Origin of the sequence: Nocardia sp. JMUB6875 (assembly GCF_041154655.1) — a bacterium.
GTDB lineage: Bacteria > Actinomycetota > Actinomycetes > Mycobacteriales > Mycobacteriaceae > Nocardia.
The window spans coordinates 113,186-134,081 of record NZ_BAAFGR010000001.1; the positions used below are offsets into that span (position 1 = coordinate 113,186).

Here is a 20,896-nt window from a genome sequence, read left to right on the forward strand (position 1 = left end):
GGGTAGACAAAGCACCGAGCACATGCGAAAGGCCCGGTCCAGCGCAAGGGACCGGGCCTTTCGTGATCGCTGTTAGAGCGAGCCGCCCGCGGCGTGCGGAGCGCCGGAAGCGTCCTTGGGACCGCTCATTTCGCGCTGCACGAAATTCTCCAGGTCGAACAGGTTCGCGCTCGCCCGCTCGGCGACGGTGAGCAGCGTCTTCATGGTCGCGACCTCTTCGACCTGCTCCTTGAGGAACCACTGCACGAACTGCTCGCCCTGGTAGTCGCCCTCTTCCCGGGCGGTCTTGGCCAGCTGGATGATCTGCTCGGTGACCGCCTGCTCCTGCGCGAGGGCCAGGGCGATGGGCTCCTTGGCGTTCGCGAATTGCGAAGTGGCGGACTCGATCCCGGGCATTTCGACGGCGATGTCCTGATCGATCAGATACTGCGCGATCATCATCGCGTGATTGCGCTCTTCGACGGCCTGCTTGTAGAAATACTTGGCCAGGACCGGAAGATCGGCATTGTCGAACCACATCGCCACCGCGATGTACTGATGTTCGGCACTGAATTCGTTGCGGATCTGATCCTGCAGCAGGGCCTGAAACTTGCTGCGCTTGGTCTGGGTTCGGGTGGACATGCGGAAGACATTAATCCTGGTCACACCGCGTGTCATCCAAGTGCAACCTTATTGAGCACAGCCTAATTGAGGCAAGTATTGCCTAATTCTCGACCAAACTCCGAGCTAACTTCCGACCGTCGTGATCAAATCCTGCGGCAGCTGTTGATCCTTGGCCAGCGTTTCGAAGAACGCGCTCGCGCGGGTCTTGTCCCAGAGCAGCACATTGCCGCTGCCGGAGACGTCCTCGAAGCCGCCGATGGGCACCGTGGTGGCGATCGGATCGCCGTTCAACGCCCGGCCGAGGCCGACCAGATTCCAGATGTGCGCGCCGTCGTCGACCTTGAGCGCGCTGGTCAGGTCCCGGATCAGCGGCCAGGACCGGAACGGGTTGGCCAGGGTCGCGGGGCTGGCGGCCTTCTTCAGCAAGGCGCTCAGGAACTTTCGCTGATTGAGCATGCGGTCGAGATCGGCGCGCGGGGTGGCGCGCGAGCGCACGAAGCCCAGCGCCTCCGGCCCGGTCAGGGTCTGGCAACCCGCGGGCAGGTCGATGCCGGCCAGCGGATCCTTCATGGGCGTGTCCAGGCACATCTGGATGCCGCCGACCGCGTCGACGATATTGGCGAACCCGCCGAAGCCGATCTGCGCGTAATGGTCGATGCGCAGCCCGGTCGCGCCCTCTACGGTCTTGACCAGCAGTTGCGGGCCGCCGCTGGCGAAGGCCGCGTTGAGCTTGTCCTTGCCGACGCCGGGAATGCTGACATAGGAGTCGCGCGGCAGGCTGACCAGCGTCGGCCGCCCGGACTTGGGGATGTGCACCAGGATGATGGTGTCGGTGCGCTCGCCCTCGACATCGGAGGAGTCGCCGGTGGACAGCTCTTGTTCCTGATCCTTGGACAGTCCGGAGCGGCTGTCGGATCCGACCAGAAGCCAATTCGTCCCGGGCGTGTCGCCGACCCGGCCCGAATAGTTCGCGAGCGCGTCGATCCGGGTGAGATGGGTGTCCACATAGATGGCCGCCGCGATCGGCAGCAGGAGCAGCACCAGCAGCAGCGACAGGATCCAGCGGAACCAGTGCCGCTTCTTGCGCGGGCGGGAGCCGCGCGGCGGGCGCGCGTCGCCACCGCCGCCCCGGCGTCGGCCCGGAGGCAGCGGCGGCGGGGGAGTGCGGGGCGGTTCGTCGTGGAAGGGTTCCGGTTCCTGCGTCGGCGCGTAGCCCATGGGGGCGGCCACGGGCTCCCGGACCGGAACGCGATTACCCTGCGGCGGAACCCGATTGCCTTGCGGCGGCACCCGATTGCCCGGCGGCCGATTCGGCGGTACGGGTCGACGCGGCGGCGGTGCGGGGTTCCGAGGCGGCGGGACCTGCGAATACGCGAGGGCCGGGCCGCCGGATTCATTGCGTCGGATCACCTGGGTTGGTTCCACGCCGGGTCTGTCGCCGTTAACAGGCGGTCGCTGCGGTTGCCCGGAATTCGCCATGGGTCGCTGCGGGTGCGCCGGGGGCTCACCGGGGCGTCCCGGCGGCGGCTCCCGGCGCATCCGTGCAAAGTGCTGGGGGTCGTCGCCGTTCATCACCAGAAACAGTACCGACCGCAGCGTCCGCGTGGCTCGTTCCGATTGGATTACGGCAGCCAGGAGACGTGTCCGCGCAGGAAGGTGTAGCCGATATAGGCGATCGTGTCGATGAGCGCGTGCGCCAGCAGCAGCGGCCAGATCCGGTTGGTGCGCTGCCAGAACCGGCCGAAGATCAACCCCATCACCAGGTTTCCGAGCCCGCCGCCCAGACCCTGGTAGAGGTGATAGCTGCCACGCAGCAGCGCCGACGCCAGCAGCGCGCGATTCTCGGTCCAGCCCAGCGCCCGCAACCGGGTGATGAGCCAGGCGACGACCAGGATTTCCTCGGCCGCCGAGTTGGCCCACGCGGACAGCACCAGCACCGGTAGTCGCCACCAGTGCTGCAGCGAACTCGGCACGATGGTGACGCTGACGCCCAGCGCGTGCGCGGTCAGATACAGCCCCAGCCCGGGGATTCCGATCACGGCGGCGAGCACCAGACCCGGCAGCACGTCGGCGCGCCACCGCAGCCGCCGCACCAGTCCGATCGCCGCCGGCCCGATCCCGCTGCGCCACAACAGATACAGCCCCAGCGCCGCCCAGCCGAGCAGCCGGGCCACGCTCAGCAGCTGGAACAGCAGATCGATGGTCGACTGCGCGGCCCGCGACGGATTCAGCGCGACCGTCTGCCCGCCCACGCCGCCGGGCGCGAGCGCGCTCTCCAGCAGGGACAGCGCGGCATTGGCCCCGCTCAGTCCGAAGGTGACGACCAGCACCACCGCGATCTCGAGTTTGATCGCCCGTCGCCCCTGTTCGGACGATTCGGGCGCGGGCCACACGGGCGCGGGATCAGCCGAAACCATGCCCGCCAATCTAGGCGGGGCGCCCGGTGATTCGTCAGATGCGGTGCACGCCGCCGCGGAAGGGATTGCCCGCCAAGGCGTGCACGGCGCGGCTGAGGGATTCGAGGTCGTCGGCGGGGTGCTCGAAGGGGATGCGGACGTCGTGGTCGGCGTCGATGGCCTCGACCCGGAGGGTGACGCCGTAGCGGTCGATGGCCAGCGGATGGATGAGCGCGCCGCGGCGCAGCGCGTGCGGCAGGCGGCGGGCCAGCCGGTCCACCACGTCGGCGTGGTCGGCCTGGAGGTGTTGCAGCCAGCCCGCTTCCATCGCGCAGAACGGGTCGGGCCGGGCATCGCGCAGCCGGTCGCGGTCGACCGAGTCGGCGCCGGAGGTGTCGGCGACCACCGCGGAGTCGATGACCAGGCGCAGCAGTGTCGAGGTGTGGCCGACGTCGAGCAGCGCCGGATGCGGGTGGTCCGCGGCGACCGCGGCGGCCAGCGCGCGCTGGGCGTGCGACGGGACCAGATGCGCCCAGCCGCGCAGCCACACCAGGGCGCGGACGCGTTCGCGCAGATCCAGCGGCGCCTGATCGGTCAGTTCCAGGACCGCCGGGGATCCATTGGGCCCGCAGCCGAGCACGAGTCCGGCGGCGGTGGAGTTCATGGGCACCGCCACCACGATGTCGCCGCACTGCCGCAGCAGATGCACCGAGGTGGGCACGGGGTCGAGGCCGGGCAGCGCCAGCATCGCGCTGTCGGCGTGCGCGCAGGCGCTGTGCACGCGTTCGGCGGTTGTGGGTGCGACGACCTGGGCCGCGTGTGGCATACACACCTCCGGATTCGGAATTAGGTAAACCTAAGCTAAGTGACGGAGATCGCTGACGCAAGGGGTTCCCGGGTGGCGGTCGGGAGCCGCCGCGCCGATCGCTACCGTGAAGGCGTGCCGCACGATTCGTCCCCCGCGCCCGAGCCGGTCGCGCTCACCCTGTCCGTTCCGCCGCGCCCGGCGCGCGGTCTCGCCGCGGACCTGGTTCGTCCGGTCTCCGCGGATCCGGGCGTCGAGGTGCTGGATCTCGCGCTCGACGACGTGGCGGTCTCGGAGTTCCTGGTGCGAATCGTGCACGGCGACATCGGTTTCGTGCTGCGCGCCGATTCGGGTGAACGCGCGCTGGCCGGGATCGCCGCGACCGTGGCCGCGCTGATCGGCGATGACATCCCGGCCGCGCTGGCGCATCCGGACCTCGCGTTCCTCACCGGGCTGAAGCCGCCCGCGGTGGAGGCGTTGCGCGAGGTGCTGCTGGCCGTCGAAACCGCCGACGTCGCGGCCGTCACCGCCGGATTGGCCGTGCTCGGGGCCTGATCCCGCCGGACCGGGGGTGCGAAGTTACCCGGGAGTCGGCCAAAGCGGGGGGTGACCGCGCGCACGCAAGTAATGTCGTAACCGTGCCGCGCATCGCCTACTTCGGGCCGTCGGGAACCTTTACGGAAATGGCCCTCGCCAAACTGGAGTCCATCGGAGCCTTCGATGGGCCGGTCGAGCGCGTCCCGGCCCCGAGCCAGGGCGCGGCGATCGAGCTGGTGCGCGCGGGTAAGACCGAGGGCGCGGTGGTGCCGATCGAGAGCTCGGTGGAGGGTTCCATCGCGCCGACGCTGGACGCGCTGGCCGTCGGCCCGCGGCTGCAGATCATGGCCGAGACCGATCTGGACGTGGCCTTCACGATCGTGGGCCGCCCCGGTGTCGGGCTCGACGAGGTGCGGCGGATCGCCGCGTATCCGGTCGCGGCCGCGCAGGTCCGCATGTGGCTGGCGGTGAACATGCCGCTGGCCGAGCTGTACACCTCCGCCTCCAACGCCGCCGCCGCCGAGGATGTCGCCGCCGGGCACGCCGAGGCCGCGGTCTCCACCGCGCTGGCGGGTGAGCGCCTGGGCCTGGCCACCCTGGCCGACGGCGTCGCCGACGTGGATCAGGCCGTCACCCGCTTCGTGCTGGTCACCACCCCGCGGCCGGCGCCGCCGCGCACCGGGACCGACCGCACCTCCATCGTGCTCGAGCTCGCCAACGAGCCCGGCTCGCTCATGCGCGCCTTCGCCGAATTCGCCACCCGCGGTATCGATCTCACCCGCATCGAGTCCCGCCCGACCCGGACCGGCATGGGCACCTACCGTTTCTATCTGGACTGTGTCGGACACATCGACGACACCGCGGTGGCCGAGGCCCTGAAGGCATTGCACCGCACCGCCGCCCGGATCCGCTTCCTCGGTTCCTGGCCGGCGACCTCGGCCACCGGAACACCGCCGCCGCCGCCGGACGCACCCGCCGCGGCCTGGCTGGCCGATCTGAAGAAGGGGGTGGCCGACCTGTGACCGGCAAACTCATCCTGGTCCGGCACGGCGAGACCGAGGGCAATGTCGCCAAGATCCTGGACACCCGGCTGCCGGGCCTGCCGCTCACCGAACGCGGTGCGGCCCAGGCCAAGACCTTCGGCGCGAACCTGATCGCGCCGCCGCAGAAGCTGTTCTGCTCAGCGGCCCTGCGCGCGAGACAGACCGGCGGCTATATCGAGGCCGCCACCGGCACGCCGCTCGAGGTGCTCGAGGATCTACAGGAGGTCCAGCTCGGCGATCTCGAGGGCCTGAACACCAAGGCCGCGCACGAGGAGTTCCAGAAGGTCTATCACGCTTGGCATTTCGGCGAGCTGAACCTACGCGTGCCGGGTGGTGAATCGGGCGAGGACGTGCTCGCCCGATATATCCCGGCGCTGCGACGCCTTCGCGACGAGTATCTGACCGATCCGGACGCCGGTGATGTCATCGTGGTCAGCCACGGTGCCGCCATGCGCCTGGTGTCGCGGGAACTGACCGGTGTGCCAAGGCTTTTCGCGGCCAACAACCACCTGGACAATACCGAGACCATCGAACTGCTGCCGTTCGAGAACAACCTCTGGGAGTGCACCCGCTGGGGCCACTATCTCCCGCCCTTCGCCGATGAGATCGAGCCCACCGGCGACGACCCTATGGGTTAGGGAATTCCGTTCTCCGCGGCAGGGATTCGAGCAGATTCTGCAGGGCCGAGCGGAAGCGGGCGGGGGTGCCGCTCGCGAAGGACGTCCATCTGGTGCCGTCGTCGGCGCGGGTGGTGATGGCCAGGAACCGGCCGTGGCGGGTGTTGTACACGGCGATGTGGTTGTCGGCCACGTCGCGGGAGCCGTCCCCGTAGAGCACGCCGACGATCTCCGCGTGCGAATCCACCTGCACCAGGGCCGAGGCGATGGCTTGTGCGTCGCGGGCCGGATTGCACACCTTGGCCAGTCGCGCGGCCGTGGTCGCGGCATCGCCCGCATCGTCGAAGATCGGGACCAGATCCTCGGTGGGCGCGTTCATTCCGGCCAGTTCGAGGGGTTCGGCCGGGCCGAGCGCGGCCAGTACGGTGCCCGCGAGATCGTGGCTCGCCTCGTCGATCACGTACGAGCCGGGGCCGCGCAGCGCCACCACCTCGAAGTCGTCGCCCTTGGCCAGGCAGAACCGGTTGACCTGGCCCTCGACATACCAGCGCACGGCCAGCACCCAGTGCGGGCGGTAGAGCACGCGCAGCCGTTCGGCCAGTTCCGGGTGCACCTGGTCGTCGGTGAGCAGTTCGCGTTCGGTCAGCGTCGTCGCCGCGCCGGCCATGGCGGCGTCGTGGTCGGCGGCATTGTCGTAGCGGCCCATGGCATTCAGCACCGTGGGCAGCTCGTCGATCTCCAAGGTCTCCTGGAGATACTGCATTTCGTCCAGCGACAGCGTCACCGAACGCAGCAGCGAGGGCCCGCGCCCCGCGCCGAGGACGGTCACCGGTCGGCCAGCGGATCGCCGCCGATGACCGCGGGCGCGATGACCCGCCCGTCCGCGAACACCTCGGCCGAACGGCCGTAATCGGCGCCGCGATGCGTCTCCTCCTCGTCACTGCCCTGACTGCCGAGCAGCGGGCTGGTGCCCGAGGAGCGGACCGGGGTGGTCGAGGTGGGAGTCGTGGCCACGGTCACCGGCTCGGCCACGGGCGCGACGGGAGCCGTTGCGCCACCAGCGTTTCCGATGTTCCCGAGGCCCGCGCCCCAGCCGTCCGGCAGGCGCAGCGTGCCGCCGCCGTTGCCGATGTTCACCGAGGTGCCGACACCGTTGTAGGACACGGCCTGGGTGGCCAGCGCCGCACCGCCCGCGCCGACGGCCGCCGCGCCCGCGCCCGCCGCCACCGGCATGCTCGCGCCCGAGAGCGCCGGAGCCTGGGTGACCGCGTTCGCGATGGCCGTAACCGCCGTGCTCGCAACGTTTCCCGCACTGGAGACACCGCTGGTGACCACGGTCCCCGCCACCTGCGCGACCTGCGAGAGGGCGCTGGTGACGGCCGGATTCTGGGCGAGCGCCGCGGCCGCGCCGAGCGCCGCCTGAATCGGATCGCTGCTGTTGGCGAAGGCGTCGCCGCCCGCGTTGGCCGAACCCGCGCCCATGGCGATGGCCGGCGGCATGAGGAACTGGCCGGGCGTCATCACCATCAAACTGGTTGCGGCCTCATAGGTTTCCATCACCAGCGCGGCCCGGATGTCGAGGGCGACCTTGGCGGCCTCGGCCGCCTCCGCGGTGCCGTTGAGCGCGCCGCCGGTGGAGTACGCCGCCACCCGGGCGGCGTCGACGGCCGCGATCTCGGGCAGGCTCGGCATGGCGATCGAGGCCACGGTGTAGGCGGTGGCATTGGCGGCGGCCTTGCCCGCCATCACGCCGGCCATGACGGCCTGCTGTTCGGCCCAGCCGGTGAAGACGCCGAGGCGGGCCAGCACATTGAGGCCGTTGAGGCCCTCGAGCCCGACGCCGATCTCGGCCATCACCCGCGCGACCGTGGTGGTGGCGTCGACCCAGGAGGCGGTGAGCGCGCTCCAGGCGGTGTTCGCGGCCATCAGCGGAATGGCGTGCGTGCCGGCATTGAGCGAGACGGAATTCAGTTCGGCCATGCGGGGCAGCCAGAACACCCCGGTGATTCCCAGCGTCATGCGTGCGTCCCCTTCTACACCTGGATCGCGGCGATACCGGCGGCGCGCAGGGCGTCCTGGGCCAGGTATTGCGCCAGCTGGCTGCGCAGGGTGGCGGCGGCGTGATGCAGCTCGAGAATGCCCTGGGCGACGGAGTGGTCGTGGGTGAAGGCCGCGTTGTTGAAGTGCGCGGCGGCGAGGAAGGACACCTCTTCGGTGCCGGAGGGGAGCACGTGGGTCGCCGCGGCGGTCGCGCTCGCGGCGGCGGCCAGGCGTTCGGCGAGCAGGTCGAGTTCGAGGGCGGCCGCGAGGATCACCTCGGGCTGCACCAGGACATGGCCAACCATTGATCGGGCTCCCTTCTACGTTCCACCCCGGTTATGAAGATTGGACGCAGAGGTTTGCTGATCGGTTCCCAGCGCCGCTGTTCAGCCCCATCCCAGCTGATGAAGGCGGTCGTCGTCAATCCCGAAATAGTGCGCGATCTCGTGAACGACTGTGATCGAGACCTCTTCGACCACCTCTTCTTCGCTGTGGCACATCTCGAGGATGGCCTCGCGGTAGATGGTGATCGTGTCGGGTAATGCGCCCCCGTAGTGGCTGAAGTCCCGATCGGTAAGTGCGATGCCGTGATAGAGACCGAGCAGGTGGGGATCCTCGTCACTGCGCGGCTCGATGAGAATCACCACATTGTCGATCGCCTGTGACAACTCCGGCGGAATCAGGTCGAGTGCGTCACCGACCAGTTCCTCGAAGCGGTCGTCGGACATGGAGACGGACATGTGCGTTCGCTATCGCCCACTCATCGTGGCTGAGGAATAGCCGGAGGGTTGGCGCCGGGCAGCGGCGGCGGGGTGTAGCGGCCGCTGTTGGGCGGCGGCACCGGGGCCTGGCCGTCGATCTGGATGTCGCCCTTGGCCGATCCGGTGATGGTGGCGAAGCCCTCCTGATCCGCGCCCTTGCCGACCATGCAGTTGAGGCTGCGGGAACCGGCCAGCCAGCTGCGGGTGTCGAGGGCGTCCCAGAACAGGGTGAGGGTCTTGTTGCGCAGCGCGTCGGGGGAGCCGAGGTAGTCGGCGGCGTCCTTGGCGCACTGGTCTTCCATGAACTTGTCCTGATCGTCCTTCGACGGCGGGCCGCCGTTGAAGTGCGAGGCCAGGTCCACGGTGGAGACGATCTCGAAGGCGTGCGGCTGGGTGCAGTCGACCGGATCGGTCGGCAGGTTCGACTTGATGCCGATGCAGGTGCCGACGTCGTAGACCTTGGACTGGTTGATGTCGCGCACGCTGCCGGTGATCGGTTTGGTGGCGATGCCCTGGCTGCCGGAGACCTGCAGGCCGCAACGCAGCGTGCGCTCGCCCGCCTTCCAGCCCGCCTCACCCGGATTGATCAGGCCGACAACGAATTTGCCGCGCGGGTCCAGGCGGCCGCCGAGGTATTCCTGGGCGGCGCTGACGCAGTGCTCGTCGCGCAGCTCGGAGAAGCGCAGCGAATCCGGGAAGCGCGAGCCCGGCCCGAACTCCTTGCCCGGGTACTTGCTCAGGTCGATGTCCGCGGTGACCTCGAACAGATGCTTGCTGGCGCAGTCGACCTTGGTGAGATCGCTGGCATTGGCCTTGGACCAGCTCAGGCAGTCGCCCTCCTTGGCGGTGCCGAAGGCCGCGCCCGCGACCGCGCCGGTGGGCTGCGCGGCCCCCGGCGCGTGCGCCTTCACGCGATTGGAGTCGAAGCCGTTGGAGACGAACATGGTGATGAGCACGGCCAGCGTGACGCCGACCGCCATCGCCAGCAGACCCCACCGCACGGTGGACGCCGAGAGCGGACCGCTGCGGTCCAGCTTGGATTCCACCGCGCGGAACGGTGTCAGCAAACGATCCAGCGCCGTCGGCTTGCGACGGTTGGGCGGCCCGGAGCGCGACGAAGACGGTTGCGCGGGCCACTGCGGAGGCATCTTTTGCTCAGGCATCGGCACCCATCATTGCAGCGCCCTGCGGCCCCCGCCACGAACCACCTCGGTTCACACCGATCTTCGCACCCCCCGAAGCGCTTGCTACCCGATCAGATCCGCCGCCTTCTCTCCGATCAGCACCGCGGGCGCGTGGGTGTGGCCGCGGGTGATCACCGGCATGACCGAGGTGTCGGCCACCCGCAGCCCTTCGATACCGCGCACGCGCAGTTGCGGATCCACCACGCTGGTCTCGTCCTTGCCCATGGCGCAGGTGCCGACCGGGTGGTACAGCGTGTGCGAGTGGTCCTCGAGGCAGCGCCGCAGCACCTCCTCCATCGGGGTGTCCGACGGGACGGCGGGCTGCATGAGTTCGCCGATGTGCTCCTTCATCGAAGGCTGGTGCGCCAGTTCGACACACTGGCGCAGGCCCGCGAGCAGGGCGGCGCGGTCGGCGGGTTCGGCGCAGTAGCGCGGGTTGATGCGCGGCGCGGTGAACGGGTCGGGGGAGGTGAGGGTGATGCTGCCGATGGATTCCGGCTTGAGCAGCACCGCCGCGAAGGTCAGCGCGTGCCCGTCCGGATCGCCCAGGCCCTCCGCGATATACGGCGCGGGCCCGAAGATGAGCTCGAGGTCGGGCAGCTCGAGCTCCTCGCGGCTGCGCGTGAACCCGTACGCCTCACCGATGTTCGAGGTCAGCTGCCCGCGCCGCAGCACCAGGTAGTTGGCGAGTTCGAGCAGGTTCTTGTCCGCGCCGAAGAGGCTGCCCGCGCGGGTGCGGTAGACGATGGGCGCGGCCAGGTGGTCGCGCAGGCCGCGGCCGACCTCCGGCAGGTCCAGCACCACCGGAATGCCGAGCTCCTGCAGCCGATGTCCGTCGCCGATGCCCGAGAGCATCAACAGCTGCGGGCTGTTGATGGCACCGCCGGACAGCACGATCTCCCGCTTGGCGGTGATCTGCTTGGTCTCCCCGCCGATCCGGAATTCCACCCCGATCGCGCGCCTGCCCTCGAACAGGATCTTGGTGGCGTGCGCCTCGGTGACGACGGTGATATTGCGTCCGGCCTGCCGCGCGGGCCGCAGGTAGGCGTCGGCGGTGCTCCAGCGCGCGCCGCGCTTCTGGGTCACCATGGTCTGCGAGAAGCCTTGCGGCCGATCCTGATTCGCGCGCTCGACCGGATAGCCCGCCTCGGCGGCGGCCTGCAGGTAGGTGTGGGTGAGCGGGCGCGGGCTGCGCTGGCGGGAGATGTGCAGCGGTCCCTTGCGGCCCTCGCCGGGTTCGCTCGCCTCCTCGACGGCCTCCATCTTCTGGAAGTAGGGCAGCACCTGTTCGAAGGACCATTCCGGTCCGGCGTAGCGGCTCCACTCGTCGTAGTCAGCGGCGAAGCCGCGCACCCACATCATGGCGTTCATGGAGGAGGAGCCGCCGAGCATCTTGCCGCGCGGCCAGTACACCTTGCGGTCGCTGAGCTCGGGCTGCGGTTCGGTGCGGTAGTTCCAGTCGTTGGGGCCCTGGAAGAGCTGGTTGAACGCGGCCGGGATGTGCGCGAACTTGTCCTTGTCCTCACCGCCGGCCTCCAGGACCACGACGCTGACGCCGGGCCTCTCGCTCAGTCGTGCGGCCACTGCGGCCCCCGCCGATCCGGCTCCGATGACAACGAAATCGGCCGTGTGCGGGGTGTATTGGGGCATGGTGACTCCTCGTCAAAGACCACGGCGGAGCCGCTGCCGGACTCCCTGCCGTCCCATGCGGCTAACCCTAGGTTGGAAATCGCCCGGTCGTGGGGCGGATGGCCGGACCTATCCGAAATCGGGTAGCGGCCGCCCACTAGGCTGAGCTGCATGATCGACCTTCGATTCCTGCGGGAAAACCCGGAAGCGGTTCGTGCGTCGCAGCGTGCTCGCGGTGAGGACCCGTCTCTGGTGGACACCCTGCTCGAGGCGGATGCCGCCCGTCGCGCCGCGGTCGCGACGGCCGACAATCTGCGCGCCGAGCAGAAGGCGCTGGGCAAGAAGGTCGGCAAGGCTTCCCCGGAGGAGCGCGCGGAACTGCTCAAGCACGGGCAGGAGTTGTCGGCGAAGGTCAAGGAGGCGGAGGCCGCCGAGAACGCCGCCGACGCCGATATGGTCGCCGCCCAGCGCGCGCTGTCGAATGTGGTACAGGAGGGCGCGCCCGCGGGCGGCGAGGACGACTACATCGTGCTCGCGCACGTCGGCACCCCGCGTGAGTTCGACTTCGAGCCCAAGGACCACCTGGACCTGGGTGAATCGCTGGCGCTGATCGATATGGAACGCGGCGCGAAGGTCTCGGGCTCGCGCTTCTACTTCCTCACCGGCTACGGCGCGCTGCTGCAGCTGGGTCTGCTGCAGCTGGCCGCGCAGAAGGCCACCGCCAACGGTTTCACCATGATGATCCCGCCGGTGCTGGTGCGCCCGGAGGTCATGCAGGGCACCGGCTTCCTGGGCCAGCACGCCGCGGAGGTCTACCACCTGGAGGAGGACGACCTGTACCTGGTCGGCACCTCGGAGGTGCCGCTGGCGGGCTACCACTCGGGCGAGATCCTGGACCTGAGCGCGGGTCCGAAGCGCTACGCGGGCTGGTCGTCGTGCTTCCGCCGGGAGGCGGGCAGCTACGGCAAGGACACCCGCGGCATCATTCGCGTGCACCAGTTCGACAAGGTGGAGATGTTCGTCTACACCACGCCGGAGCAGGCCGACGCCGAGCACAAGCGGCTGCTGGCCTGGGAGCAGGACATGCTGGCCGCCATCGAGGTGCCCTACCGGGTCATCGATGTGGCCGCGGGTGATCTGGGCTCCTCGGCCGCGCGCAAATTCGATTGCGAGGCTTGGGTTCCCACGCAGCAGACCTACCGCGAACTCACCTCGACCTCGAATTGCACCACCTTCCAGGCGCGTCGGCTCAATGTCCGGTACCGCGACGAGAACGGCAAGCCGCAGATCGCCGCCACGCTGAATGGCACTTTGGCGACAACCCGGTGGATTGTCGCGTTGCTGGAAAACCATCAGCAAGCCGACGGTTCGGTGCGGGTGCCCGCTGCGCTGGTGCCCTTCGTCGGCACCGACGTGCTGAAGCCTCGCTGAGTATTCGCTACTCGGCGTGGCTTATTCCTTCGGTTGTGTCTACCGCTGGCAGGGGTTATGTCTAGGCTAGGCACCGTGCGAGGAATCGGGTCTCGCGGCGATACCCGAACCCGGGTGCGGGCGGCATCGGCGCTGGCGACGGCAATGGTCATGGCTCGGACCACCGGGGCGTTCTACGTCATGGGTGGGCTGCTGGGCTTGGTGCTGACGGCGGTCGCCCCGGGGGATGAGGGCAATCGGCCGCTGGTGGGCGCGGCGGCGTTCGTGGCGCTGCTGCTGGGTATCAGCCTGCTCATCTGGGGTCCGCGCCTGCCGCATTCGGTGCATCACGCCTATGTGGCGGCCGCGACCGTGCTGGTGACCGTTGCGGTGCACTGGTTTCCGAACACGGTGGGCGCGATCAGCCTGGCGGCGTTCTACGTCTTCGTGGCCTGTGATGCCGCCATCTTCTTCTCCTGGCGCTGGCTGGGCGCGCATCTCGCGTTCGCCATCGCCTGTTGCCTGTGGGTGGTGCCCTCGCGCGGGCTGCCGTGGTGGTCGGGTCTGATTCCGGCGGGCATCACCTTCGGAATCGGCATCGTGGTCGGCATTTTGACGCGCATGGCCTCCGACGCCGATATCGACGTGCTGACCGGCCTGCTGAATCGGCGGGGTTTCGACCGGGCACTGAGCAATGCCATCGCGCACGCCACCCGCACCGGCCAGGGGCTGGCGCTGGTGCTGGTGGACCTGGACCGCTTCCAGAAGATCAACGATCACCTCGGGCACCGGGCCGGCGACGCCGTGCTGCAGCGGGTGGCCGACACCTGGTCGAAACTGCTTGCGCCGGATCAGCGGCTGGCCCGCTACGGCGGCGACGCCTTCGCGCTGCTGCTGCCCGGCACCACCGAACAGGCCGCGATCCTGCTGACCGAGGAACTGCGCGCCGCCGTCACCACCGGCTGCTCGGCGGGTGTGACGTCCTGGCAGCCGGGCGAATCCGGCTCGCTGCTGGTGTCGCGTGCGGATGTGGGCCTGTACCGGGCCAAGCAGGCGGGCCGCAATCGCACGGTGCTGGAGTCCTCGCGGCAGCTGCCGCTGGCGGTGGAGCTGCGCGAGGCCATCGACCGCGGCACGCTGGACGTGCAGTACCAGCCGATCGTCTCGCTCTCCGACGGCGCGACCCGCGCGGTCGGCGTGGAAGCCTTGCTGCGCTGGTCTTCTCACGCGCAACCGGATGTGACCACCGAGGGCCTGATCCGCGTCGCCGAGGAATACGACCTCATCTCCGATCTGGACGAGCTGGTGCTGCGCCGCGCCTGTGCCGACGCCGCCCGGTTGCAGGAGACCTTCGCGCAGCTCGATCTGACGCTGAACGTGAACGTGAGCGGGCTGGAGCTGGCCGAAACCGAGTACGCCGACCGGGTTTCCGGCATTCTCACCGAAACCGGCTGGCCCGCCGAACAACTCGTGCTCGAGGTGACCGAGTCCGAGCTGGCCGCCGAATCCGAGACCGCCATCGCGAACCTGCACAAGCTGCGCGAGCGCGGCGTCCGCATCGCCATCGACGATTTCGGCACCGGCTACTCCTCGCTGTCGCGCCTGGCCACCCTGCCGTCGGACATCCTCAAGGTGGACCAGTCCTTCGTGGCGGCCATCCGGTCCGATTCGCCCGCCCCGCCGCTGCTCGGCGTGATCGCGGCGCTTTCCAAATCCCTCGACCTGCAGGTCATCGCCGAGGGTGTGGAAACCGAATACCAGGCGGCCGTACTCACCGAACTCGGCTTCGCGCTGGCCCAGGGCTACCACTACAGCGATTCGCATCCGGTGTCCGAGCTCATCAACGACCTCAACGACCGGCACGGCCTGGTCGGGGCGGCGCTCTCGGACGGCGAGCCCTCCACCAATGGCTGGATCCCGCTGGACAATCCGCTTGACGGTGGTGCGCCCGGCGCGCAGAGTTGATCGCATGCGTCTGCTCGTTTACGCCTATTGATTCGTACTCCGTAGGGGAGTCTCCCGGACCCGCCCCGTCAGCGTGGGCTCGGCGCACGCCCTGACATCGCGCGCGGTGCTGTTCGCCTTCACCGCGGACCTGATCCCGCTCTATGCGCTCTACGCGCTGCTGTTCGCTGCCCACGGTCTGAGCGCCGCCCAGATTTCGTCGCTGTTCGCGATCTGGTCGGCGACCTCGTTCCTGCTGGAGATTCCGTCCGGTGCGTGGGCCGACACGGTGTCGCGGCGCGGCCTGCTGATCTTGTCCGGCGCGCTGCTCGCGGGCGGGTTCCTCGCCTGGACGCTGTATCCGTCCTATCTCGGCTTCGCCGCGGGCTTCGTGTTGTGGGGCGCGTCGGGTGCGCTGCGTTCCGGCACGTTCGAGGCCCTGATCTACGACGACCTCGCCGACCGGGCCGCGACGCGGTCCTATCCGCGGCTCATGGGCTACACCCGTGCCGCTGCCGAATCAGCCGCTCTCGCAGGCATTCTCGCTGCGGCTCCGCTGTATGCGTGGGGCGGTTTCCCGTTGGTCGCCGGGTCGAGCGTCGCGGTCGCGGTGCTGCACACCTTCGCCGCGACGCTGCTGCCCAGTGCGCCGAAGGCCGTCTCCGCCGCTGATGTCGAGGACCTCGAGGAGGGTGGGGAGGGGGCGGACAGTGAGGATACCTGTGGTCATTCCGGCGTGCTCTCGGCCGGAATCCACCGTGACGGTGTGGATCCCGGCCAAAAACATGCCGGGATGACGAGCGAAGATGCCGGGATGACGGGCGTCGCCTCTGGCTATTGGGTCATGTTGCGTACCGGTCTGCGGGAAGCGCTGCACGTCAGGATGATTCGCCGCGGCGTCGTGCTGGTCGCCCTGTTGAACGGCATGACCGCCTTCGACGAGTACTTCGCCCTGCTGGCCGATCACGCCGGTGCCGGACCCGCCTTGGCGGCGGTGCTGGTCGGCGTCACGGTGGCGGGTTCTCTGGCCGGTTCGCTGCTCGCGGGCCGGACCGAGGGCATGCGGAATCGTGCCATGGCCGTGGCGCTGGCCGTCGCCGGTGTCCTGTTCATCGGCGGCTCCCTGCTGGCCGGTTCGGCCGCGTACCATCCGGCCGCCCTGTATGTGCTGACGGCCGTGGGCTTTTCGGCGGTCGGCATCGCCTACGGCATCGACTACAACGCCGATGTGATCGCCTCGGCCCGTTTGCAGGACGCCATCACCGGCCCGGCGCGCGCCACGGTCACCTCGGTGTCCGGCTTCGTCACGGAGGTGATCGCCCTGCTGGTCTTCGGGTTCGCCGCCCTGGCTTCCACCTGGCTCCCGATTCCGGTCATGGTCGCCCTGCTGGGTGTCCCGCTGTTGCTGACGGCCGCCCTGATCCCCACCTGGCTACCCCGGAGGGGTCGTGGCCTGACCTCCGCCGTGTCCGAGTCCTCCTCGGGAGCCCCGGACGCACGCTGATCGGGAAGTATCGCGGCCGAGGAATTCGGACTTCCGTCTGCGCGGAGCAGGGCCATCCGGTGCGAATCATGCTGCGCGGGAGCCGGGTCCGATCGCCGCGTTCTGGCTCCGGCCGGACCGCGTACCGGCTCGCTGGAGCAGGGTGGTGATGCGGCGGACCCGGTCGGACCGGATCAGCCGGATTGGCCGATCGGTCCAGCGTGGACAAGTCCGGCCAGTCGGTTGGTGATGGCCGGTGTCCGGCGGGGAGAATCGGGCGGTGGCGGTGCGGCGGTGGCTGGGGTTGGTGTTCGGGGGATCGATCGGTGCTGCCGTGGCCGTTCAGTCGCGGATCAATGGCGAGCTCGGAGCCCGGCTGCACGATGGGATCGCGGCCGCGACCATCAGTTTCGGCAGTGGGCTACTGATCTTGGCCGTGGTCTTCACGTGCAGTGGGCGGGTGCGCGCGGGCGTCGTGCGGGTGCGCGCGGCGCTGGCGGTCGGGGAACTGCGCTGGTGGCAGCTGCTGGGCGGGTTGTCCGGCGGATATTTCGTTGCTTGCCAGGGGCTTTCGGTGGCGGCCCTCGGGGTCACGGCATTCACGGTGGCGGCCGTGGCCGGGCAGCTGGTGAGCAGTCTGGTGGTGGATCGGCTGGGCTGGGGGCCGGGTGGGCGAACCCCGGTGACGGTGTGGCGGATTGGCGCGGCGGTGCTGGGGCTGATCGCGGTGTTGCTCGCGGTGGTGGGGCGGAACGGATCCGGCTCGATAGGGGACGGGCATTCCGGGGCGTCGGTGCTATTGGTGGTGCTGCCGCTGATCGCGGGTGTGCTGGTGGCCTGGCAGCAGGCGGTGAACGGCCGGGTGGGGGCGGTCGGCGGACCGCTGTCGGCGACGCTGGCCAATTTCGCCACCGGCACCGCGGCGCTGATCGTCGTCGAGGCGACGGTGCTGGTCCGGCGCGGCGGGCTCGCGCCATTGCCGAGTGAGCCGTGGCTGTATGTCGGTGGCCTGATCGGCATTTCGTTCGTGGCGCTGGCCGTGGCGGTGGTGCGCTGGATCGGCGTACTGCTGCTCGGACTGACCTCGGTGGCGGGTCAGCTGCTGGCCTCCGCGTTGCTGGATGTGATCGCCCCGACCGGCACGAATCTGTCACCGGCGGCCGTGATCGGGTGCGGGCTGACCTTCGTGGCGGTGGCTCTGGCGGCACGCACGCGCGGCTGATCCGGGTGTGGCGGGTCTGCGAGCCGGAGGCGGCGGACCTCGGTCATCGACCGGGTCGAAACTGTTCGGCTGATTCGTAATTCGCCGTCCATATCGGTGTGCGATGGTGCGGTTATGGCTATCGACTACGTGGTGTGGGTCGCGCGTCTGGTGCTTACCGTCGTATTCGGGCTCTCGGCGTGGGGGAAGTTCGCCGATGGTGCGGGGACCCGGAAAGCAGTGGGGGAGTTCGGGATTCCGCTGGCCTGGGTGCCGGGCGTGGCGTTGGGGCTGCCCGCGGTGGAGGCGGTGGTGGCGATCGCGCTGTTGCCGCCGTGGACCGCGGCCGCCGCGGCGCTGGTGGCGATTCTGCTGCTGGGCATGTTCACCGGGGCGGTGGTGCGGCTGCTACGGCAAGGAAGGCGGCCGGTTTGTTCGTGTTTCGGGGCGGGCAGTGCCGCACCGATCGGCCGGGGCACGGTGCTGCGCAATGTGGTGTTGATCCTGCTGGCGGGTCTGACGGTGGTCGCGACCCTCGCGGATCCGCAGGTGCCGGGCGTGCTGCCGCTGGATCACGCGGTCGCGATGGCGGTGGCGGCGGGCTTCGGGGCGGTGCTGGTCTCACTGTGGGGTGAGTTGCGGGCGTTGCGGCGGCGGCTGGACGAGCAGGTGCTCTCGACCCTGGGTGCGGAGGGGCTGCCGTCGGGTGCGATCGCGCCGGAGTTCGAGGTCCTGAAAACCGGGGGCGGTCGGATCGGTTTGGGCGAATTGCTCTCGCCGGGAAAGTCATTGCTGCTGGTTTTCGTGCATCCCGGCTGCGAGATGTGCGCCGCGCTGGCGCGTGAGCTGCCGCGCTGGCAGGCCCGTTCGGTCGATGCGCTGACCATCGCCGTGCTGGGCAACGGCGATGTGGCCGAGCACGCGAAATGGGGTGAGGAGCAGGGGCTGGGTGAGATTCCGGTACTGGTCCAGCAGGGAAACGAGGCGGCGCTGCGGTATCGGGTGCGGGGCACGCCCTCGGGAGTGCTGATCAATGAGCAGGGCCGGGTGGCAGCGCCGGTGGCGCGGGGCGCGATGGCGGTGCGGGACTTGATAGTTCAGGCAAATCGGACCGGGAGGAAGTCGAAACCCCAAACAAACGGGGCGGTTCTCTAAACCTATTGGTACGCAAGTAAATTCGGCATTTCGCCCCGTTTGTGAGCCTTACCATCGAATGGCAGGGGTCCTGCGTCACCCCGATCGCTCCGCCGAAGGGAAAAAAAATCATGGCCTTCTTCGCATTTACCGATTATTCCGGTAAGGAATTCGTCTTCATGCTCACGAACGAGCAGCGCATCGAGGAGGCGCGCCGCATCCTGTCCGGTGAGGAGACGATGTCGACGCACGTCATGGGCCGGATCCGCAAGCGCAAGGAACCCTACAACCCGGGCTGGGACTTCTCACTCGACCCGAACACCATCTCGTTCTTCACCGTGGCGATCGAGGTGTGTGATTCGAGCATCGAATACCTCGAGGACAATCTCGACGAGGCGTGCGGTGCGTTTCTGCCCGGGTGCGTTTGGTGCCCGTGGTCCTCGCGCCTGACGCGCGAGCTGCAGCCCAACGAGGTCCAGGGCTGATCCACCGAGTCGGTTGTCCCGTTCGGCACCGCCTCGGTGCCGAACGGAACAAGCGCGTCAGACTAGCTTCTTCGAGCGCAGCTCGTGACCCTTGGAGGTCTTGCACCGCCCGGATTCCAGGTCCCACTGCCAGCCGTGCAGGTTGCAGGTCAGCGTATTGCCTTCCACCACACCGAATTTCGACAGATCCGCCTTCAGGTGCGGGCAGCGGCGCTGGACTTCCCAGCCGTCGAGCTCGGTGGAGGCGGAATCGTCGTGCGCCTCGGCGAACCAGCCGTCGGCGTAGGCGATGCGCTCATCGGTGAGGCACTTGAAGAAGGTGTAGAGGAATTCGTTGTAGCCGCCGATACGCCAGGTGGTGAAGCGCGTGGACAGGAAGATGGTGTTCACCCAGTCCGGCTCGTCGTCGCGGAGCACGGTGCGCACCAGTTCCGGCGCGATGCGGAAGCCGTAGCGGTACTTGCCTTCTCCCTCGACGGGCTCGCGCACGACGCGCTTGGGGAAGTCCAGCACCACGGTCTCGTCGCCAATGACCAGGCCGACCGGATAGCCGATGCCGTCGCAGATGAGGTCGCTCTGCGCCATGATCGGCTCGAACTTGGCCTTGAGCTGTGGCAGCAGCGGTTCGCCCTCCGCCGGGGCCCAGGTCGCCTTCTCCGCGGCCAGCACGGGCGCCATCCGCTGCGCCATGGCCTCGATGTAGGCGGCCTTGTCGCCGTAGATGGTGTCCGGATCGACCGGGTGGGTGAGCGAATTCAGTTCCTTGCCACGCAGATCCGCGGTCGAGCCGGGGATCATGAGCAGCCCGCCATCGTTGCCGTGGATCTTCATCTGATCCAGGAACACGATCTGGTCGGGGAAGATATTGCCCTCGTCGCCGTGGTCGTCGTTGAGGTAGCGCAGCTCTTCGTCGAGGAAGACCGGCGGACCGGCCGAGGGGACCACCCAGGTGGCGCCGACCTGCTCGATGTAGGAGCGGCAGCGGTCCATGCCGCGCTGGCGCTTCTGCTTGCCGAAGTTGGCCTTGGTCTTGGTCGGAATGTCGTAGACCATCGGGTACCAGATGGCGCCCGAGTACTGCAGCAGATGGATGTCCACGTGCCCGAAGTTGTCGTGCAGCACATCCATGTCGACCGGGCGCGCGTCGTTCATGTTGAAGCACACGGTTTCCCCGTCGGACACGACCAGGGCGGAGTCGCCGATCGGGCCGTCGGCGGGGGCGCGCAACGCGATGATCATGATGTCCAGGTCGCCGCCCGGACCGGTGATCGTGGTCTTGACCGAGTCCTCGGTCTCCACGAACTTGGTGAAGCCGAGCTTCTCGAGCTCGCGCTTGAGGTCCGGCACCGGGTAGTCGGGGAGCAGGACCGTGGCGTCCTTGTTGACCTTGTCGGCGAGGTGCTTCGCGTCCCAGTGGTCGCGGTGCAGATGCGAGACGTAGAGGAAATCGCAGTTGCCGAGCTCGTCCCAGTCCAGCTGGGTGTTGTCGGGGAAGGGGAACCACGAGGCGAAGTACGCGGGGTTGACCCAGGGATCGCAGAGGATCGTCCCGGCCGCGGTTCGGATGTGGAATCCGGCGTGTCCGACGCTGGTGATCTGCACGAGCTTCATTCCTCCCTGACCG

The 20,896-nt window shown here is 68.8% G+C and carries 20 protein-coding genes; 9 read left to right on the top strand and 11 right to left on the bottom strand.

The annotated features are described in order from the left end of the window. Window positions 1-72: 72 nt before the first annotated feature. The 4 genes from ACAM49_RS00525 to ACAM49_RS00540 all read right to left on the bottom strand — a co-directional run bounded on the left by ACAM49_RS00525 (window position 73) and on the right by ACAM49_RS00540 (window position 3,825). A complete protein-coding gene (locus ACAM49_RS00525) occupies window positions 73-621 on the bottom strand; it encodes a ferritin (protein ID WP_369633438.1) in 549 nt (182 codons plus the stop codon). A gap of 105 nt (window positions 622-726) precedes the next feature. Further along, a complete protein-coding gene (locus tag ACAM49_RS00530) occupies window positions 727-1,833 on the bottom strand; it encodes an LCP family protein (protein ID WP_369633439.1) in 1,107 nt (368 codons plus the stop codon). Between the two features lie 392 nt (window positions 1,834-2,225). Then, a complete protein-coding gene (locus ACAM49_RS00535; protein WP_369633440.1) occupies window positions 2,226-3,020 on the bottom strand; it encodes a CPBP family intramembrane glutamic endopeptidase in 795 nt (264 codons plus the stop codon). A gap of 34 nt (window positions 3,021-3,054) precedes the next feature. Next, entirely contained in the window at window positions 3,055-3,825 is a 771-nt protein-coding gene (locus ACAM49_RS00540; RefSeq protein ID WP_369633441.1) for a DUF2470 domain-containing protein, read from the bottom strand. Between the two features lie 39 nt (window positions 3,826-3,864). Here ACAM49_RS00540 and ACAM49_RS00545 point away from each other — a divergent pair, with 39 nt between their 5' ends. From ACAM49_RS00545 to ACAM49_RS00555, 3 genes are all read left to right on the top strand, one after another. Further along, window positions 3,865-4,359: a hypothetical protein gene (locus tag ACAM49_RS00545; RefSeq protein ID WP_369633442.1), complete on the top strand. Its 495-nt coding sequence runs from the start codon at window positions 3,865-3,867 to the stop codon at window positions 4,357-4,359. A gap of 83 nt (window positions 4,360-4,442) precedes the next feature. Then, a complete protein-coding gene (pheA, locus tag ACAM49_RS00550; protein WP_369633443.1) occupies window positions 4,443-5,363 on the top strand; it encodes a prephenate dehydratase in 921 nt (306 codons plus the stop codon). Beyond that, window positions 5,360-6,022: a histidine phosphatase family protein gene (locus tag ACAM49_RS00555; RefSeq protein ID WP_369633444.1), complete on the top strand. Its 663-nt coding sequence runs from the start codon at window positions 5,360-5,362 to the stop codon at window positions 6,020-6,022. The genes pheA and ACAM49_RS00555 overlap by 4 nt, the downstream gene beginning before the upstream one ends. Here ACAM49_RS00555 and ACAM49_RS00560 read toward each other — a convergent pair. The 6 genes from ACAM49_RS00560 to ACAM49_RS00585 form a co-directional block, all read right to left on the bottom strand. Continuing rightward, window positions 6,012-6,830, bottom strand: coding sequence for an ESX secretion-associated protein EspG (locus ACAM49_RS00560; RefSeq protein WP_369633445.1), 819 nt, complete (start codon window positions 6,828-6,830; stop codon window positions 6,012-6,014). The genes ACAM49_RS00555 and ACAM49_RS00560 overlap by 11 nt on opposite strands. Then, window positions 6,827-8,020, bottom strand: a complete 1,194-nt coding sequence (locus ACAM49_RS00565) for a PPE domain-containing protein (RefSeq protein ID WP_369633446.1) — start codon at window positions 8,018-8,020, stop codon at window positions 6,827-6,829. Before ACAM49_RS00565 ends, ACAM49_RS00560 begins: the two co-directional genes overlap by 4 nt. 14 nt (window positions 8,021-8,034) lie before the next feature. Continuing rightward, entirely contained in the window at window positions 8,035-8,346 is a 312-nt protein-coding gene (locus tag ACAM49_RS00570; protein ID WP_040802293.1) for a PE domain-containing protein, read from the bottom strand. Window positions 8,347-8,427: 81 nt separating this feature from the next. Then, entirely contained in the window at window positions 8,428-8,781 is a 354-nt protein-coding gene (locus ACAM49_RS00575; protein WP_369633447.1) for a metallopeptidase family protein, read from the bottom strand. Between the two features lie 20 nt (window positions 8,782-8,801). Further along, a complete protein-coding gene (locus ACAM49_RS00580) occupies window positions 8,802-9,965 on the bottom strand; it encodes a septum formation family protein (protein ID WP_369633448.1) in 1,164 nt (387 codons plus the stop codon). 84 nt (window positions 9,966-10,049) lie between these two features. Further along, entirely contained in the window at window positions 10,050-11,636 is a 1,587-nt protein-coding gene (locus ACAM49_RS00585; RefSeq protein ID WP_369633449.1) for a GMC family oxidoreductase, read from the bottom strand. Between the two features lie 150 nt (window positions 11,637-11,786). On the opposite strand from ACAM49_RS00585, the gene serS reads away from it, so the two are divergent. The 6 genes from serS (at window position 11,787) to ACAM49_RS00615 (ending at window position 19,272) form a co-directional block, all read left to right on the top strand. Next, complete coding sequence (gene serS, locus ACAM49_RS00590; protein WP_369633450.1) at window positions 11,787-13,046, top strand: serine--tRNA ligase; 1,260 nt, start codon at window positions 11,787-11,789, stop codon at window positions 13,044-13,046. Window positions 13,047-13,121: 75 nt separating this feature from the next. Next, the gene (locus tag ACAM49_RS00595; protein WP_369633451.1) at window positions 13,122-14,990 is read left to right on the top strand and encodes a putative bifunctional diguanylate cyclase/phosphodiesterase; all 1,869 of its coding nucleotides are present in this window, start codon (window positions 13,122-13,124) and stop codon (window positions 14,988-14,990) included. A gap of 73 nt (window positions 14,991-15,063) precedes the next feature. After that, the gene (locus ACAM49_RS00600; protein WP_369633452.1) at window positions 15,064-16,473 is read left to right on the top strand and encodes an MFS transporter; all 1,410 of its coding nucleotides are present in this window, start codon (window positions 15,064-15,066) and stop codon (window positions 16,471-16,473) included. A gap of 286 nt (window positions 16,474-16,759) precedes the next feature. Beyond that, on the top strand, window positions 16,760-17,674 hold the full coding sequence (locus tag ACAM49_RS00605) for a DMT family transporter (RefSeq protein ID WP_369633470.1): 915 nt from the start codon (window positions 16,760-16,762) through the stop codon (window positions 17,672-17,674). Between the two features lie 114 nt (window positions 17,675-17,788). After that, window positions 17,789-18,808, top strand: coding sequence for a MauE/DoxX family redox-associated membrane protein (locus ACAM49_RS00610; protein WP_369633453.1), 1,020 nt, complete (start codon window positions 17,789-17,791; stop codon window positions 18,806-18,808). A 110-nt stretch (window positions 18,809-18,918) separates the two neighbouring features. After that, a complete protein-coding gene (locus tag ACAM49_RS00615; RefSeq protein WP_369633454.1) occupies window positions 18,919-19,272 on the top strand; it encodes a calmodulin in 354 nt (117 codons plus the stop codon). A 57-nt stretch (window positions 19,273-19,329) separates the two neighbouring features. Here the strand turns inward: ACAM49_RS00615 and ACAM49_RS00620 are convergent, their stop codons facing one another. Beyond that, window positions 19,330-20,874 (bottom strand): Rieske 2Fe-2S domain-containing protein, encoded by a 1,545-nt coding sequence (locus ACAM49_RS00620; RefSeq protein ID WP_369633471.1) that lies wholly within the window; start codon window positions 20,872-20,874, stop codon window positions 19,330-19,332. Window positions 20,875-20,896 lie beyond the last annotated feature (22 nt).

Excerpts from the sequence above, each read along its gene's own strand:
- ACAM49_RS00570 (WP_040802293.1), bottom strand. The coding sequence starts at position 8,346 with ATGGTTGGCCATGTCCTGGTGCAGCCCGAGGTGATCCTCGCGGCCGCC.
- ACAM49_RS00615 (WP_369633454.1), top strand. The coding sequence starts at position 18,919 with ATGGCCTTCTTCGCATTTACCGATTATTCCGGTAAGGAATTCGTCTTC.
- ACAM49_RS00535 (WP_369633440.1), bottom strand. The coding sequence starts at position 3,020 with ATGGTTTCGGCTGATCCCGCGCCCGTGTGGCCCGCGCCCGAATCGTCC.
- serS (WP_369633450.1), top strand. The coding sequence starts at position 11,787 with ATGATCGACCTTCGATTCCTGCGGGAAAACCCGGAAGCGGTTCGTGCG.
- ACAM49_RS00565 (WP_369633446.1), bottom strand. The coding sequence starts at position 8,020 with ATGACGCTGGGAATCACCGGGGTGTTCTGGCTGCCCCGCATGGCCGAA.
- ACAM49_RS00585 (WP_369633449.1), bottom strand. The coding sequence starts at position 11,636 with ATGCCCCAATACACCCCGCACACGGCCGATTTCGTTGTCATCGGAGCC.
- ACAM49_RS00525 (WP_369633438.1), bottom strand. The coding sequence starts at position 621 with ATGTCCACCCGAACCCAGACCAAGCGCAGCAAGTTTCAGGCCCTGCTG.
- ACAM49_RS00610 (WP_369633453.1), top strand. The coding sequence starts at position 17,789 with ATGGCTATCGACTACGTGGTGTGGGTCGCGCGTCTGGTGCTTACCGTC.
- ACAM49_RS00540 (WP_369633441.1), bottom strand. The coding sequence starts at position 3,825 with ATGCCACACGCGGCCCAGGTCGTCGCACCCACAACCGCCGAACGCGTG.
- ACAM49_RS00575 (WP_369633447.1), bottom strand. The coding sequence starts at position 8,781 with ATGTCCGTCTCCATGTCCGACGACCGCTTCGAGGAACTGGTCGGTGAC.
- ACAM49_RS00580 (WP_369633448.1), bottom strand. The coding sequence starts at position 9,965 with ATGCCTGAGCAAAAGATGCCTCCGCAGTGGCCCGCGCAACCGTCTTCG.